This window comes from Streptomyces sp. NPDC060000 (assembly GCF_042737375.1).
Classification (GTDB): Bacteria; Actinomycetota; Actinomycetes; order Streptomycetales; family Streptomycetaceae; genus Streptomyces.
The window spans coordinates 18,510-33,067 of record NZ_JBHWUU010000003.1; the positions used below are offsets into that span (position 1 = coordinate 18,510).

The following is a 14,558-nucleotide window of genomic DNA, read 5'->3' on the forward strand; positions in this document are numbered from 1 at the left end:
CATGACCGACACAGTCTGGACGCTGACGCTGTGCCTGCTGGCACTCGCCGCCCTGCTGCTCCTGCGCCGGCGCGCACCGGTCGCGTTCTGGTGGCTGGTCGGCTATCCGTTCGTGGCGCTGCGTGTGCTCACCACCTACCGGGCCACGATGGACGCCTGCGGTCTGACGGTCCCGGCCTCGGCCGTACGTCGGGCCACGGCCCGGATGATCGGGCGGGAAGCCGCCCCCGTCCCGCCGCGGCGGTCGCTGCCGTGGCCGACCGGGTCCGGGCTCGTGATGCGGCTGCGCATGGCGACCGGGCAGGCTCCCGAGGACTTCATGGCCTCGGCCGACCGGCTGCGCCACGCCTGGGCCGCGCACGCCGTGCACATCCGTCCGACCAAGCCGGGCTGGCTCGAACTGCGGCTGATCGGCTGGGACGTGCTCTCCGACGTGCAGCCCGCACGGCGCTGGAAGCAGCGCGGGCCGCTCACCCTTCCGCTGGCGCTTCGGGATGACGGACGGTGGCACGTACGGGACTTCCGTGCCGTGCCGCATGAACTCATCCTCGGAGCGACGCAGTCCGGCAAGTCTGTCTACCTGCGGAACCTGGTGTGCGGCCTGGCCCGGCAACGGGTCGTGCTCGTCGGGGTCGACTGCAAATGGGGTGTCGAACTCGCGCCGTTCGCACCCCGGTTGTCCGCGCTCGCCGACACCCCGGACCGGGCGAACGAACTCCTTGACGTCCTGCTGGAAGAGATGGAGGCACGGTTCCGCCTCATCGGGCTCTCGTCCGCTGCGGGCCCGGACGCCGTGCTCACTTCGGACGTGTGGGGGCTGCCGGACGCGGTGCGGCCGGTGCCGGTCGTGGTCGTCGTCGACGAGGTCGCGGAACTGTTCCTCGCCGCGAGCCGGGACGACGAGAAGCGACGCGATGCCATGGTCACCAAGCTGATCCGTATCGCCCAGCTCGGCCGGGCGGCCGGCATCTATCTCGAGGTGTGCGGGCAGCGCTTCGGCTCTGAACTCGGCAAGGGCGCGACCATGCTCCGCGCCCAGCTCACCGGCCGCATCTGCCACCGGGTCAATGACGAGTCCTCGGCGAACATGGCGCTCGCCGACATCGCCCCGGAAGCGGCCCTCGCGGCCACCTCCATCCCGGCCGAACGGCCCGGCGTCGCGATCGTCGGCGACTCCTCCGGCGGCTGGTCCCGCGCCCGCTCGCCGCACCTCACCCTCGACGAAGCGGCGGCCGTCTGCCGCGACACCGCCGCCCTGGTACCGGAACTGCCCCGCCTCGACGCCTTCCGGCCCGCCGCCGTCGCCGTCGAGTCCCCGGGACGGTCTCTCCCGCCGCCGCTCCGGCCGTGCCCACCGCCCGCCCGGTGACCGAGTAACCGCACCCCTCCCCACGGTCGGCGTGACCGCCTCGCGCCACGTCCCTACCCCTCCCATGCCTCGAACCGGAAGGAAGCCCATGTCACGCCCCTCCATCGCCGAGGTCAGCGCACTCATCGCCGACCTGGCCGCACTCAGTCAGAGCCCGAACCGCACTTCCGCCGAGTACGCGGCGCTCATGATCCGCAAGGCGGACGTCTTGGAGCGCATCGCGGCTCGCACGCCTGGCGACACCGAAGCCGCCGAGGTGGCCCGCCTGGCCCGTGAGCGTGCCGATTCCCTCGAATCCGCCAACTGACCGCACGGAAGGGAACGCGAGCCGATGCGTGCCCAGCTCTCCCGCGTAGACGCGGTGATCGTCCAAGCCGTCATCGCCGGTGCCCTGTCCTTCTCCCACCTGCACGACCTCGCAGACGCGGCCGGACAGGGCGGGTGGAAGGCGTGGGCCTACCCGGTCAGCGTCGACCTGCTGTTGGTCGCCGCCTGGCGTCGGATGCGGGAACAGCAGCGCGCCGGGCATCCGGCCGGGGGACCGCGGCTGTGGTTCCTGGTCGCCCTCGCTGCGTCCCTCGGCGCGAACGTCGCCACTGCCGGGCTCCTCGACCTGGACCACGTGCCCGCGTCGCTCCGCGTCGTGGTGGCCGGCTGGCCCGCCGTCGCCTTCTTCGGCGGAACCCTCCTCGCCCACACCCCCCGCACCCCGGTAGCACCCACGGAAACGGAGACGCCCCCGCCACCGACCGCCGCAGAGGAACCCCACCGTGACGCGCTCCCGGCACCGTCCAACGAGCCGGAACCGACCCCGGAACCCGCTGCCGAGCCGATCACAGCCGCTCCTGCCCCCGCCCCGACTCCCTCCCCTCCGGCCGTCTCCCTGCCGCCCGCCCTCGTCGACCGCGTCCGGGTCCTGGCCGAGGAACACCACGCCACTACCGGCCGCCCTGCCGACCCCGACGCCCTACGTGCCCGGCTCGGCCTTCCCCCGTCCATGACCCAATCCGTCGCCGCCCACCTCTGAGAAGGGACGACACCGTGAACCCGCGCTTCCGCAACGTCCGCCGCATCGGCCCCGTGCAGGTCGCCTCGTACATCGCCCGCGGCCGCAACCGCCACCTCGCCGCCTGCACCGCACCCCGCTGCGACTTCTCCACCGAGTACGACAGCCGCGCCGCCGCCGAACTCGCCGCCCGCACCCACCGCTGCAAGGCCTGACAGGAGACCGCTGCCATGACTGTCCCGCTCTGGTTCGCCGTGCTCGTCGTCGCCGTCCTCGGCATCCAGCTCGCCCGCCCGCCGTGGTGGCTGGTCGCCCTGCTCCTCCTCGGCGGCTACCTCGTCGCCAACAGCGTTCTCGCCCCCGCCGTCGCCACCCTCCTCGACTGATCCGCAGAAGGGACCGCCCCGTGTTCACCCCCAAGTACCCCCGCCCGGACACCGCCCCGATGCCCGCCAGCACGCCCCCGGTGACCTACAGCCCGTCGGTCTACCACCCCACCGCCTACGTCCCGGTACCGGTACCGGCGGCCCCCGCCACCAACCGGCCGGCGGTCCAACTCACCCCAGGCAGCATGCTCACCCTCGCCGCCGGTGGGGGAGCCCTGGTCATGGTCGTCGGCGCCGTCCTGGTCTCCATGCTCCTGGCGGTCGCCGTCACTGCCGCTTCCGTGGCCGTCTGCGCGGCCGTCGTCCGCTCGATCCTCAAGAGCGACCACCGCTGACCTCATCTGCGCAGCATCTCGGCTTGCCCACGCTGTCTAGCCCCCTATGCAGGCCGGGGTGTACGTCCCGAACTTCCGTCCCTCCAAGGAGGAACCCGCACATGCGCCCCCAGGCTCCCACCGGAGCCATCCGCCAACTGGCGGCCCTCGCCCAGCACAGCGACCTCAGCACCTACGCACACCAGGTTCAGCGCCTCGGCGGCTGCGAGCGGCCCGTACGGATGGAGGGTCACCGCCTCGACGTCCACGCCGCGACCGGCGAGATCGTCCGCGAGATCTTCGACCGCGACCTTCCCGCCGGACAGCTCCTCATCCGCTGCAACAACCGCCGCGCGACCCGCTGCGCCGCCTGCGCCGAGGTCTACCGCAAGGACACGTTCCACCTCGTCACGGCAGGCCTGAGCGGCGGCAAGGGAATCGGCCCGGACGTCGCCCAACACCCCCGCGTCTTCGCCACCTTCACCGCTCCCTCCTTCGGCCCCGTCCACAACCGGCCCGGCGGCGGTCGCTGCCGCTGCGGACGCCTCCACCCGGACGACGACCCCGCCCTCGGCACCCCGCTGAACCCGGAGCGATACGACTACCGCGACGCCGTCCTCTGGAACGCGCACGCCGGTGCCCTGTGGGCCAGGTTCACCACCTACCTACGCCAACAGATCGCCTCCCGCGCGGGCATCACCCGCTCCGAACTGCGCCACTGCCTCAAGCTCTCGTACGCCAAGGTCGCTGAGTACCAGCGGCGCGGAGCCGTGCACTTCCATGCCGTGATCCGCCTCGACGGCCCCGAAGGCGCCGAGGACTCCCCGCCGGTCTGGGCCACGACAGAACTCCTCACCGACGCGATCCGCTCGGCCGCCCGGCTCGCCGAGACCCCCGGCCCGACCCTCGACGGCCGTGCCCACACCTTCCGCTTCGGCGAACAGCTCGATATCCGCCCCATCCGCTCTGCCGACTTCGCCGGAACCACCGACCTGAGCAGCCGGGCGGTCGCCGCCTACATCGCCAAGTACGCCACCAAGGGCGCGGAGAGCGCGACGGGCACCATCGACCGCCCGATCCGCAACCCCATCACCGACCTGATCGGCACCGACGTCACCGACCACGCCCGCCGCGTGATCCTCACCTGCTGGCACCTCGGAGGACTGCCCGAACTCGAAGAACTCCGGCTGCGCAAGTGGGCCCACATGCTCGGCTTCCGCGGCCACTTCTCGACGAAATCCCGCGCGTACTCCGTCACCCTCGGCGCCCTCCGCCAAGAACGCGCCGACCACAACGAGGCACTCACCCGCGAACGCGCGGCCCTGGCCGGCCACCCCCTCCCGGACCCGGACACCGTCCTCGTCCTCTCGCACTGGCGCTTCGCCGGCACCGGCCTGACCGCCGCAGAAGCCTTGTTCGCCGCCTCACGCCCAACCCCCTCCCCCGAACCCGAAGGAGAAGCCACCAAGTGACCACGGTGACGATTCAGCGGAAGTGGCACACGACGGCCGAGGTCGCCGAAATGCTCGGCTTCGGCCTCTCCAAGACAAAGGCGCTCATCCTGAGCGGCGAGATCCGCTCCGTGAAGATCGGCCGCAACCGGCGCGTCCTCCCGGCCTGGGTCGACGAGTACGTGAACCGCTGCGCGACCGACGCCGAGGGGTGGGCGGCATGAGCGGGAAGCGCGCCAACGGCGAAGGATCGATCTACGTCTACAAAAACGGCTTCGCCGCGTACGTCTGGGTGACCACGCCGGACGGCGACCGCAAGCGGAAGTACGTCTATGGCAAGACCCGTGAGGAGGTTCACGAGAAGTGGATCAAGCTGCACGGTGAGGCGACCAAGGGCCCTGTCCAGACCCGTCACCGCACGGTCGCGGCGTTTCTCTCCTACTGGCTGGAGTCGATCGTCAAGCCGAACCTCGCGCCGCTCTCCTACGTCTCGTACGAGGGTTCCGTGCGGCTCTACATCGCCCCGCACCTGGGCTCGAAGCGGCTCGACAAGCTGACCGTCCGGGACGTGCGCGAGTGGCTGACCAAGCTGGCTGGCATCTGCCAGTGCTGCGCCCAGGGTAAGGACGCCAAGCGACCCGAGCCACGGCAGCGCTGCTGTGCCGTCGGTGAGTGCTGCGAGGCGTTTCCGTCCCGGCGGGTCGTCCAGGCCGCCCGTGACGCCCTGCGGGCCGCGCTCACCCACGCCGTGACCGAGGAGGAGATCAGCAAGAACGTGGCCTCTCTGGTCAAGGTCCCCAAGCCTCGCCGTAAGCGCGTCAAGCCGTGGTCCGTGGTCGAGGCGGGGCGCTTCCTCGCTGACGCACTCACACGGGAAGATCCTCTGTTCGCCGCCTGGGTCCTGGTGCTCTCGCTCGGCCTGCGTCGGGGTGAAGTACTGGGGCTCACCTGGAAGTCGATCGACTTCGACGCGGGCGAGCTGTACGTGGATCACCAGATTCAGCGGGCGGGCCGTCAGATCCTCCACCGCGAGACGAAGACGGAGGAGTCGGACGACTTCCTTCCGCTCCCAGCGTTCTGCCTCAAGGCACTCCGCATGCGGCACGCCCAGCAGACGGGAGACCGGAAGGCGGCCGGGGAGCTCTGGCAGGACACCCGCGGCCTGGTCTTCACCACGAAGTACGGGACGCCCATCGAGCCGGGGAACCTCACGCGCATGTTCGCACTGCGGGCCCGACGGGCCGGCCTCCGTGTGATCCCCCTGAGGAACACCCGGCACACGTGTAGCTCGCTCCTCGTCGCGCTCAAGGTCCACCCGAAAGTGGCACAGCGCATCCTTCGGCACTCACAGATCGCCATGACGATGGAGGTCTACGCGGAGGCGAGCGAGGAGGAGGTGCGCGCCGCGCTCGGCAAGCTGTCCGAAGCCATGGGCGGCGGCCCGACGGGCTGACATCAACGTCTGACATCAACCGTTGCTGTACTTCGCTGCTGTACGGCACGGAAACGCCAAAGGCCCCGGATCTCTCCGGGGCCTTTGACCTGTGTGCACTCGGCAGGATTCGAACCTGCAACCTTCTGATCCGTAGTCAGATGCTCTATCCGTTAAGCTACGAGTGCTTGTTTATTCGGTTTTTCTGTCTTCGCTCTCGGCCCTTCCGGCCCGCTCGCGGCGACAGGAAGAACATTACATGACTGCCGCCGACATGTGAAATCCGTTTGCCATACCGCTTGTGAGCTGCGAAAACGCCTCTCTGAGGGCCTGTGAGGGGCCTGGTCGCGGGGCGGGGGAACGACGAAGCCCCGGTCGGGTGGACCGGGGCTTCGGTGATCACGCGGAGGCGGAGGGATTTGAACCCTCGATGGGATTGAAGTCCCAAACCGCATTAGCAGTGCGGCGCCATAGACCGGACTAGGCGACGCCTCCAGCACAACCGCTCGCGTGTGTGCGAGTGGTGCGTGCAGATGATGACACAGTCGAGCGGCGTGTCACCAATCGCCGTCCACGGTACTAGGCAGGTGGGTCGCAGGGCAAAGCGCTTGTCGGGGCGCAACGTCGTCCGGGGTGTGGCGTTAGTCCTGTCATGTTTCAGGTCATCCCGCTCCGACGGCTCGCCGTCGCCGCCTCCGCCACCTGCGTCGTCGTGATCGCCTCGGGGGCCACCGGGCCCGTCGTCGCGTACGCAGGGGCGGCCGTCACCGGCAGTGCCGACGGTGACAGCGGTGACGGCAGTGCCCGTACTGCCGTCACCGCCGGCGCCGTCCTCACCCCGCTGGGTGAAAGTGTCCCGCTGGCGCCTCCGCCGGTCCGGGAGGAGGACCAGGTCTCCACTGATCACCTCACGGTCACCGTCCGGCACGCCGGTGGGCGGGCCGACGGGACGTTCGAGGTGTACTGCCACCCTGGCCGAGGCAGTCACCCGGACGTGGGAGGCGCCTGTCGTGCGGTGGACCGCAACACCCGGTGGGGCACGGACACCTTCGCGCCCGCGCCCAGCGGCGGCGTCTGCACCATGCGGTACGGCGGACCGGCCACCGCCCACGTCACGGGCCGTTGGGCCGGGCACCCGGTCGACGCGACGTACGACCGCAGCAACGGCTGCGAGATCGAGCGGTGGGACCGGCTCGTGCCGCTGCTGCCCGATCTGCGTCCGGCGGCAACCGCCCGCTGACCCGCGACCCCGCGACCCCGCGGCTCCGCGATCCCGCGCCCGCTTCCCCGGCAGGCCCCGTCCACATCCCCGTTCCCGTCCCCCGTCCGCCGTCCCTCGTCCCCGCCCCCGCCCCCGTCGGGCGCGTACAGAGGGATCGTGGCGGAAGCACCGGTTCCGTAAAGGTCGCGCGAAGGTCCCGCGAAGTCGGGGCAGGTCGCGGGAGGGGCGCGGGAGCCGGTCGTCCCGCGCAGGGACAGGCCACGACAGGTGAGGACATACGTTCTGTGTCACTTCGTCGTGCGAGCTCCCTCTCATCCGGCGCCGCCGACGGGATCCCAGCCCTTAGACTCCCTCGCGTGACACGGTGCGGGCCGGTTGGCAAGATGGCCCGAACGGTCGGCAAGGTGCGGTAACAGGGAGGAAGCGACTCGTGAGCAGCAGGCCATCCCGAGGCGCTGCTCGCCTCGCAGCCATACTCGACGCGCTTCCCGATGCGTTGGTGCTGGTCAACGCCAACGGGACCGTCGTCAACGCGAACACCATCGCGCTCGAGGCCTTCGAGACGCCGGGTACCGCTCTGGTGGGGCGGGGGCTGCTCGATCTGCTGCCGCAGTTCGACTCCAAGCTCATCCCGGGGTCCATGCGGCGGCCCGATCACATGGACCCGCGCGGCCGGACCAAGCCCACCCGGATGGTCGCGCGCCGCACCGACGGCAGCGAGTTCCCGGTCGAGGTCACCAGCGCCAACCTCGAGAACGGCCAGCAGGCCTACGACGGCTACGGCTATTCCTCCGCCTCCGACGAACTGCTGATGCTCGTCGTACGCGACCTGTCCGGCACCGTCGACACCGAGGCCGAGCTGGCGCGGTCGCAGCGGCAGACCGAGATGATCCTCAGGGCCGCGTCCGAGGGCGTCGTGGGCACCGACACCGACGGGCGGATCGTCCTCGTCAATCCGGCCGCCGCCCAGATACTGGGATATCGGGCCAGTGATCTCGGCGCCAAGGAACTGCACACCCTCGTGCTGCACTCGCGCGCCGACGGCTCGCCCTTCCCGTACGACGAGTCGCCGCTCGCCGACACCCTGCGCTCCGGGCGCAAGCACCGGGTGCGCGGGCAGGTGCTGTGGTCCAAGAGCGGGGACAGGGTCGCCGTCGATCTGACGACCGCACCCGTGCGCGACGGCGATCAGCTCGTCGGCGCCGTCATGACCTTCACCGACCGGCGGCCCTTCGACGCCCTCGCCGAGGAGAAGGACGGCGTCGAGAAGCGGCACACGGAGGAGTTGGAGAAACTCTCCGAGGAGCACGCCTCCGACCTCACCGCGCTGCGCCAGCAGCACGTCACCGAGCTCGAGGGGCTGCGCGAGCGGCACGAGGAGGAACTCGCGGCCCGCGAGGAGCGCTACGCCGCGCTCGCGGAACGGGAGAAGGACCGCTTCGAGGCGCTCGCCGGGCGGCACGAGCAGCTGCTCACCCTGCTCGGGGGCTCCCTGCGCGGCCCTCTGGACGAACTGCGCCGCGAACTGGCCACGCTCGCCGCGGACGACGCCGGTCAGCTCTGGCCCGAGGCCAACCAGGTGCTCCATCACCTGTCGGCCGGCTACTCGCGGATCACCACGCTCATCGACAACGTCCTCGGCTACCAGCGGCTCGACACCGGTTCGGAGGTCATCACCCGGACCAAGGTGATGCTCGACGCCGTCGTCGCCGCCGGGGTCGACGGTGCCGTCGAGCTCATCGGGCCGGGGCGGGTGCAGTTCGCCGTGCACGCGCCGCCCATCGAGGCCGAGGTCGACGCACGACTCCTCGCGACCGCGCTCGCGCACCTCGTCGCCGACGTCGCGGGCGTCGACGCCACCGGCAACGCACCCGTCTCGGCGGGCGGTTACATGGACAACACGGTCGTCGTGGCGGCCGCCCAGCGCGGCGAGGTCGTACGCATCGAGGTGCGCGGGCCGTACGCGGGCGGCGACCCCGTGCACGAACCGATCGTGCGGGGGATCGTGCGGGCGCACGGCGGTGTGCTGCAGACGCACGAGGTGCCGGGCATGAGCGGCAGCGCGTACGTGCTCGAAGTGCCGCTGGGCGGCGGCGCGGGGGCCGTGGCTGCTCCGGCTGCCTCCGCTCTGCCCGCCCTCTCGGCCGGTACGGACGCGGCTTCGGCGGCTTCGGCGGTTCCGACGGCGGAAGAAGTCCCGGGCGAGTACGGCGCCGGTGGGCGTCGGCGGGCCCGGCGGTCCTCCGTGGACGCCTTCCTGGAGAGCGACGGCCCGGGCGCCGAGGGCGGCACCGACGCGGAGGCCGCGGTTCCGACCGGACGGCGGCGCAGGCGGGCCGCGGGCGCGGCGGCGGACGAGATGCCGGGTGAGGTGTCGCCCGCCGCGGGCGAGGCGGAGAGTTACGAGGGCTACGAGAGTTCCGAGGGTGCGGAGGGCTCCGGCGGTACCGGGCGGCGCCGTGGGCGGTCGGCCGAGGTCGCCGTCTTCGGGGCCGACGCGGGGACGGCCACCGGAGCCGACGCGGGAGTGAGCGAGGGTGCCGTCGTCACCGCCGCCGAGCACGCGGCGGGGACCGCGGCCTCCGGTACGGGACTTGGCGGCACCGTTCCGCCGCAGGGCGTACCGGCACCGGACGGACGGCGGGCTGCCGCCCTGCATGCTCCGGCCGGCCAGCAGCCCCAGAACGCGTTGTCTCCCGCCCTGCCGGCGCTCCCGGGCGCACCGGCCGCGGCCCCGGCGACGGGAACAGGGAACGCTGCGGGAGCGAATCCGGGTTCGGGGACAGAGTCCGGGGCTGAGGACGGGCAGCCGACGGGGCGCCGACGGCGTGCCCTGGCCGCCGCGAACGAGCGCGCCGCCGCGCAGGAGGCGGGCCCCCGTGCGGTGTTCGCCCTGCCGCCCGCGGAGGCGGACCGGGTGACGGACGGTCCCGTCGGCACGAGTGCTGCCGAGCAGGCCCGGGCAGTGGGACCGATTCCGCTTCCCGGTTCGGTTCCGGGGTCGCTTCCCGGTGCGGTTCCGGGGGCGGTTCCGGCTCCGGCTCCGGCTTCGATGCAGGCTCCGGGTCCGATTCCGGCTCCAGGATCGATTCCGGCTCCGGCTCCGGGAGCGGTTCAGATGCCTGCGCAGGCTCCGATTCCCGCGCGGGCCCAGGTGCCCGCGCAAGGTCAGCCGCCCGTTCAGGCGCAGGTTCAGGCCCAGCCGCCCGTTCAGGCGCAGGCGCAAGTTCAGGCTCAGGCTCAGGCTCAGGGTTTCGCCGAGGATTCCGCGATCGACCACGGACGACACGACGCCGTCCCGCACGACCAGGCCGACGACCACACTCCGCCCCAGCCGCACCCCACGACCGCGCCCACGGGTCGCCGTCGACGGGCTGTCGCTCAGCCCGCGGAGGCCGCCGTACCGGCCCAGGTCCAGCACCAGCCCCAGCTCCAGTCGCAAGCACAGCCGCAAGGCAGTGGTGGCCAGCCGGTACCCATGCAGGGCGGCGCACCCGCCCCCGTGCCCGTCCCGGGGCAGCCGGTGCCCGGGCAGCCCATCGCGGGGCAGCCCATCCCCGCGCAGGTGGCCCCCGGCCAAGCGGCCCCCGGTCTGCCGGCGCAGCCCGCGGCGGCCTCCGGGGCCCACCCGGGCAGTGCCGCCGTACCGAACGCGTCCGGGCAGGGTCAGCCGCTCCCGGCCGAAGCGGCTCCGGCCCAGGCGCCCCCGCAGCCCGCACCGGCGGCGACAACGCCCGGCGGAGGCACGCCGCTTCCGCCCGAGGCCGCCGTCGGGCAGCCGCGGGTGGCGCAGCCGTTGCCCGCCGAGTCCGTGGCGGGTCAGCCCATGGATCCCAACTCGACGCAGGGCCGGGCGATCAGTGTCCGCACCCTGGGCCAGGGCGTGCCCTTCACCCGGCAGGCCGCGCAGGTGCAGCAAGCACAGCAGGCCCCGCAAGCCCAGCAAGCACTACAACTCCAGCAGGCACAGCTGGCACAGCAGGCTCAGTTGGCTCAGCAGGCTCAGCTGGCTCAGCAGGCTCAGCTGGCTCAGCACGCTCAAGGTGCGCGTCAGTCGCAGCCGGGGCTGCCGTTGGCGCAGTCCTCGGCCACTCCCGCCCCACACGCCCCCGGTGGTTCCGGGCGGCGTCGCAAGCTGGGTACTCCGCCCGACCCGACGACGCGCCCGGAGCAGACGTCACGCCCGCACCCGTCGGCCGAGCAGCCCGTCGTACCGCAGGCCCCGCCGGCGGCACAGCCCGTCGCGGCACCGGCACCGCCGCCCGGTACGGCACCCGCGCCAGTGCCCGCACCTGCGCCGACGCCCGTACCGCATCCCTCCCTCGCGGGTCAGTCACGGCTCGTGCCCGGTGGGCCGGGGACCGAGGGGGCCGGACGGTCGTACGCCATAGGGGCCCCGGACGAGAACGCCGCCGAGGGGCCGGAGCCGCTGGACGGTCCCGGTGGGGCCGTCGAGGTCGCGGATCCCCCGCGGCCGCAGCCGCTGGACGACGAACTGCCGCCGGAGCCGCTGGACAACCCACGCCGTCTGCTGGTGTGGCCGGCGCCGGACGTCCATACGCAGCAGGCGCTCAGTGACCGCGGCTACCGGCCGGTGATCGTGCACTCGCGCGAGGAGGTCGACGCGCAGATCGCCGCCTTCCCGGCCGCGCTGTTCGTGGACCCGCTGACCGGGCCGATCACCCGTACCGCGTTGCAGTCGCTGCGGACGGCCGCGGTGGCCGCCGAGGTCCCGGTGCTGGTCACTGCCGGACTCGGGCAGGCGACGCGCGAGGCGGCGTACGGCGCCGACCCCGCCGTCCTGCTGAAGGCGCTCGCGCCGCGCGACAGCGAGCAGCATCCGCCGCGGGTGCTGCTCATCGAGGAGCACGCCGAGATCGCCCTCGCCCTGACCTCGACGCTGGAGCGGCGCGGGATGCAGGTGGCGCGGGCGGCGAGCGACGCGGACGCCGTCACGCTCGCCGGGCAGCTGCGGCCGAACCTGGTCGTGATGGACCTGATGCAGGTGCACCGCCACCAGTCCGGCATCCTGGACTGGCTGCGGGCGAACGGCCAGCTCAACCGCACCCCCCTGGTCGTCTACACGGCCGCCGTGGATCAGGCGGATTTGCCGCGGCTGGCGTCGGGGGAGACGGTCCTCTTCCTCGCCGAGCGGTCGACGAGCGCGGAGGTGCAGAGCCGGATCGTGGATCTGCTCGCCCGGATCGGCACCAACTAGGGGTCGGCCCAACCAGATCTGGGGACCCGCCACGGCCTATCCGTAGGCCGGCGTTCCGGCCGATCGCCACGGCCGATCCCTGGAGCGCCGCCACGGCGGATTCGTGCGCCGCCGCTACGGGGCGACCAGCCGCCGTGCCGCCTCCTTGATGGAGGTGCGCAGGCGGTCGCGGTCGGTGTCCTCGGAGCCCGCCAGGATGCGGCTCATCTGGGGAACGAAGGCGGCCCAGTTGGCCATCGCGATCAGCAGGAAGAAGAGGTCGCGGGCCGGGATCGCGTCGGAGATCACTCCCCGGTCCTGGCCGTCCTGCATGGCGGCGACCTTGAGCGCGTAGTGCTCCTGGCGTTCCGCCTCGTCGGGCAGTTCACCGCGGCCGTACTCGATGCCCTCCCAGTGCAGGAGGCGCAGCAGCTCGGGGTGGGCGGCGTGGTAGTCCATCAGGCGGTCGAGCCAGCCCTCGATGTCGTCCGGGTCGACGGGGACGGCGGCGGCGAGGTCCACCATGCGGCGGCCGAGGACCTGGGAGAACAGCTCGGCCTTGTTGCCGAAGTAGGCGTAGATGAGCTGTTTGTTCGCCTTGGCCTCGGCGGCGATGCGGTCGATACGGGCGCCCGCGATGCCGTAGCGCGCGAACTCCGTGACGGCGGCGTCGAAGATCCGGGCGCGGGTGGCCTCGGGATCCCTGGTGGTTGCCATGGGGACATCGTAGCGAGAGACGTAACCAACCAGTTGGTTGACAGGGAATTCGCGTTCACCCCAGACTGTTCTCCCTCCGTTCCAACCAACTGGTTAGTTGCCGGATAGCCAGATGTCAGAGCCGGTCGAAGGAGCACCGCCGCCATGCCGTCCGAAGTCACAGAACCGCACAAAGCCCACGAAACCCACGAAGCACGCAGAGCCTCCGAAGCACGGGATGACCGGGACGCCCGGGACGCCCGGGACGCCAGGGACGCCAGGGATGCCAGGGATGCCCGCGATGTGCGTGTCCCCTCGGCGGCCGCGTCGGTCCGCCGCAACGACCTTCTCCTCGTCCTCATCGCTCTCTGCACCGCCGTCACGGCCGCCAACATCTACCTCGCGGCCCCGCTGCTCCCCCTCATCGCCCACGACTTCGGCTCGACGCCCTCGGCCGTGGCCTGGATCGCCTCGGTCGCGCAGTTCGGCTACGCGGCCGGCCTGCTCTTCTTCGCTCCGCTCGGCGACCGCGTGAACCGGCGACGGCTGGTCGCCGTCCTCTCCCTGGTCACCGCGGCGGCCCTGCTCGCCGGCGCCACGGCCGCCGGGACCGCCGCCCTCGCGGCCGCGGTGCTCGTCTCCTCGGCCGCGACCGTCGTCCCGCAGCTCCTGGTGCCGCTGGTCGCCGAGCGCGCCCCCGCCGACCGGCGCGCCCGGCAGGTGGCCGCCGTCATCGCCGGGCTGTTCACCGGCATCGTCGCGGCCCGCGTCCTCGGCGGACTGGCCGGGCAGGCCTTCGGCTGGCGTGCGGTGTTCGTGGGCGCGGCCGTCCTCACCACGGTCCTGGGCCTGCTGACGGCAGCGGCCCTCCCCGTCGAACGCCACCGCCCCCGCGAGGGCCACCTGTTCGCCGGTCTCACCGCGATGCCGGACCTGGTGCGGCGCTCACCCGACCTGTGGCGGGCCTGCGTGCGGCAGGCCGGGATGTACGGCGCCTGGAGCGCCCTGTGGACCTCTTTGGCCCTGCTGCTGACGGGCGAGGAGCCCTTCGGCCTGTCGACCGCGACCGCCGGCCTCTTCGGCCTCTTCGGACTGGCCGCCAGCGTGGTCGCACCGCTGGCGGGCGGCCTGGTCGACCGCTTCGGCGCCGCGAAGGTCGTACGCAACGCGTACCTTCTCGCCGCTGTCTCGGTCCCGCTGTTCTGGCTGGGCGGGCAGGTGCTCGTGGCGCTCTTCGTGGCCGCGACCGTGATCCACGCGGCTCTGGTCGCCTCCCACGTCGCCAACCAGACCCTCGCCCTGACGACCACCTCCGCCCCGGCCACCGCCAACAGCGCCTACGTCGTCGCGGGCTTCGCCGGCGGCGCCACCGCCTCGGCCCTGGCCGGCCTCGCCTTCACCCACTTCGGCTGGGGAGGCGTCGTCGCGGTGGCGGGCACGTGGCTGGCCCTCGGATGGACGACTACGGCCGTACGACGCTGACGA

Annotated in this window: 13 protein-coding genes and 2 tRNA genes; 12 read left to right on the top strand and 3 right to left on the bottom strand. The window is 72.3% G+C overall.

The window, feature by feature from the left end; translation table 11 throughout:
• Position 1: 1 nt before the first annotated feature.
• The 9 genes from ACFWBB_RS02915 (at position 2) to xerC (ending at position 5,979) form a co-directional block, all read left to right on the top strand.
• Positions 2-1,369: an FtsK/SpoIIIE domain-containing protein gene (locus tag ACFWBB_RS02915; RefSeq protein WP_385266099.1), complete on the top strand. Its 1,368-nt coding sequence runs from the start codon at positions 2-4 to the stop codon at positions 1,367-1,369.
• 88 nt (positions 1,370-1,457) lie between these two features.
• A complete protein-coding gene (locus tag ACFWBB_RS02920; RefSeq protein WP_385266101.1) occupies positions 1,458-1,676 on the top strand; it encodes a hypothetical protein in 219 nt (72 codons plus the stop codon).
• Positions 1,677-1,700: 24 nt separating this feature from the next.
• Complete coding sequence (locus tag ACFWBB_RS02925; RefSeq protein WP_385266104.1) at positions 1,701-2,396, top strand: DUF2637 domain-containing protein; 696 nt, start codon at positions 1,701-1,703, stop codon at positions 2,394-2,396.
• A gap of 14 nt (positions 2,397-2,410) precedes the next feature.
• Positions 2,411-2,590 (top strand): mobile element transfer protein, encoded by a 180-nt coding sequence (locus ACFWBB_RS02930; RefSeq protein ID WP_030795965.1) that lies wholly within the window; start codon positions 2,411-2,413, stop codon positions 2,588-2,590.
• 15 nt (positions 2,591-2,605) lie between these two features.
• Positions 2,606-2,761: a hypothetical protein gene (locus ACFWBB_RS02935; protein ID WP_167467581.1), complete on the top strand. Its 156-nt coding sequence runs from the start codon at positions 2,606-2,608 to the stop codon at positions 2,759-2,761.
• A 20-nt stretch (positions 2,762-2,781) separates the two neighbouring features.
• Positions 2,782-3,096 carry a SpdD protein gene (locus tag ACFWBB_RS02940; RefSeq protein ID WP_385266107.1) on the top strand — a complete coding sequence of 105 codons (315 nt, stop codon included), beginning with the start codon at positions 2,782-2,784 and terminating at the stop codon, positions 3,094-3,096.
• 101 nt (positions 3,097-3,197) lie between these two features.
• A complete protein-coding gene (locus ACFWBB_RS02945) occupies positions 3,198-4,547 on the top strand; it encodes a replication initiator (protein WP_385266110.1) in 1,350 nt (449 codons plus the stop codon).
• A complete protein-coding gene (locus tag ACFWBB_RS02950; protein ID WP_385266112.1) occupies positions 4,544-4,750 on the top strand; it encodes a helix-turn-helix domain-containing protein in 207 nt (68 codons plus the stop codon). Before ACFWBB_RS02945 ends, ACFWBB_RS02950 begins: the two co-directional genes overlap by 4 nt.
• Entirely contained in the window at positions 4,738-5,979 is a 1,242-nt protein-coding gene (gene xerC / locus ACFWBB_RS02955; RefSeq protein WP_385266115.1) for a tyrosine recombinase XerC, read from the top strand. Before ACFWBB_RS02950 ends, xerC begins: the two co-directional genes overlap by 13 nt.
• 94 nt (positions 5,980-6,073) lie before the next feature.
• On the opposite strand, the gene ACFWBB_RS02960 is transcribed toward xerC, so the two are convergent.
• Both ACFWBB_RS02960 and ACFWBB_RS02965 read right to left on the bottom strand, forming a co-directional pair.
• Positions 6,074-6,146: transfer RNA gene (locus ACFWBB_RS02960), tRNA-Arg, on the bottom strand.
• A gap of 216 nt (positions 6,147-6,362) precedes the next feature.
• Positions 6,363-6,453 (bottom strand) — tRNA-Ser (locus ACFWBB_RS02965).
• A 157-nt stretch (positions 6,454-6,610) separates the two neighbouring features.
• On the opposite strand from ACFWBB_RS02965, the gene ACFWBB_RS02970 reads away from it, so the two are divergent.
• Positions 6,611-7,198 (top strand): SSI family serine proteinase inhibitor, encoded by a 588-nt coding sequence (locus ACFWBB_RS02970; protein ID WP_385266118.1) that lies wholly within the window; start codon positions 6,611-6,613, stop codon positions 7,196-7,198.
• Between the two features lie 412 nt (positions 7,199-7,610).
• Positions 7,611-12,398, top strand: a complete 4,788-nt coding sequence (locus ACFWBB_RS02975; protein WP_385266120.1) for a PAS domain-containing protein — start codon at positions 7,611-7,613, stop codon at positions 12,396-12,398.
• A 114-nt stretch (positions 12,399-12,512) separates the two neighbouring features.
• Here the strand turns inward: ACFWBB_RS02975 and ACFWBB_RS02980 are convergent, their stop codons facing one another.
• Entirely contained in the window at positions 12,513-13,094 is a 582-nt protein-coding gene (locus ACFWBB_RS02980) for a TetR family transcriptional regulator (RefSeq protein ID WP_385266123.1), read from the bottom strand.
• 144 nt (positions 13,095-13,238) lie between these two features.
• On the opposite strand from ACFWBB_RS02980, the gene ACFWBB_RS02985 reads away from it, so the two are divergent.
• Entirely contained in the window at positions 13,239-14,555 is a 1,317-nt protein-coding gene (locus tag ACFWBB_RS02985) for an MFS transporter (RefSeq protein WP_385266125.1), read from the top strand.
• Positions 14,556-14,558 lie beyond the last annotated feature (3 nt).

Bases quoted from the DNA above. Each gene is read 5' to 3' on its own strand.
- ACFWBB_RS02920 (WP_385266101.1), top strand. From the start codon at position 1,458: ATGTCACGCCCCTCCATCGCCGAGGTCAGCGCACTCATCGCCGACCTG.
- ACFWBB_RS02915 (WP_385266099.1), top strand. From the start codon at position 2: ATGACCGACACAGTCTGGACGCTGACGCTGTGCCTGCTGGCACTCGCC.
- ACFWBB_RS02985 (WP_385266125.1), top strand. From the start codon at position 13,239: ATGCCGTCCGAAGTCACAGAACCGCACAAAGCCCACGAAACCCACGAA.
- ACFWBB_RS02970 (WP_385266118.1), top strand. From the start codon at position 6,611: ATGTTTCAGGTCATCCCGCTCCGACGGCTCGCCGTCGCCGCCTCCGCC.
- ACFWBB_RS02945 (WP_385266110.1), top strand. From the start codon at position 3,198: ATGCGCCCCCAGGCTCCCACCGGAGCCATCCGCCAACTGGCGGCCCTC.
- ACFWBB_RS02980 (WP_385266123.1), bottom strand. From the start codon at position 13,094: ATGGCAACCACCAGGGATCCCGAGGCCACCCGCGCCCGGATCTTCGAC.
- ACFWBB_RS02925 (WP_385266104.1), top strand. From the start codon at position 1,701: ATGCGTGCCCAGCTCTCCCGCGTAGACGCGGTGATCGTCCAAGCCGTC.
- ACFWBB_RS02935 (WP_167467581.1), top strand. From the start codon at position 2,606: ATGACTGTCCCGCTCTGGTTCGCCGTGCTCGTCGTCGCCGTCCTCGGC.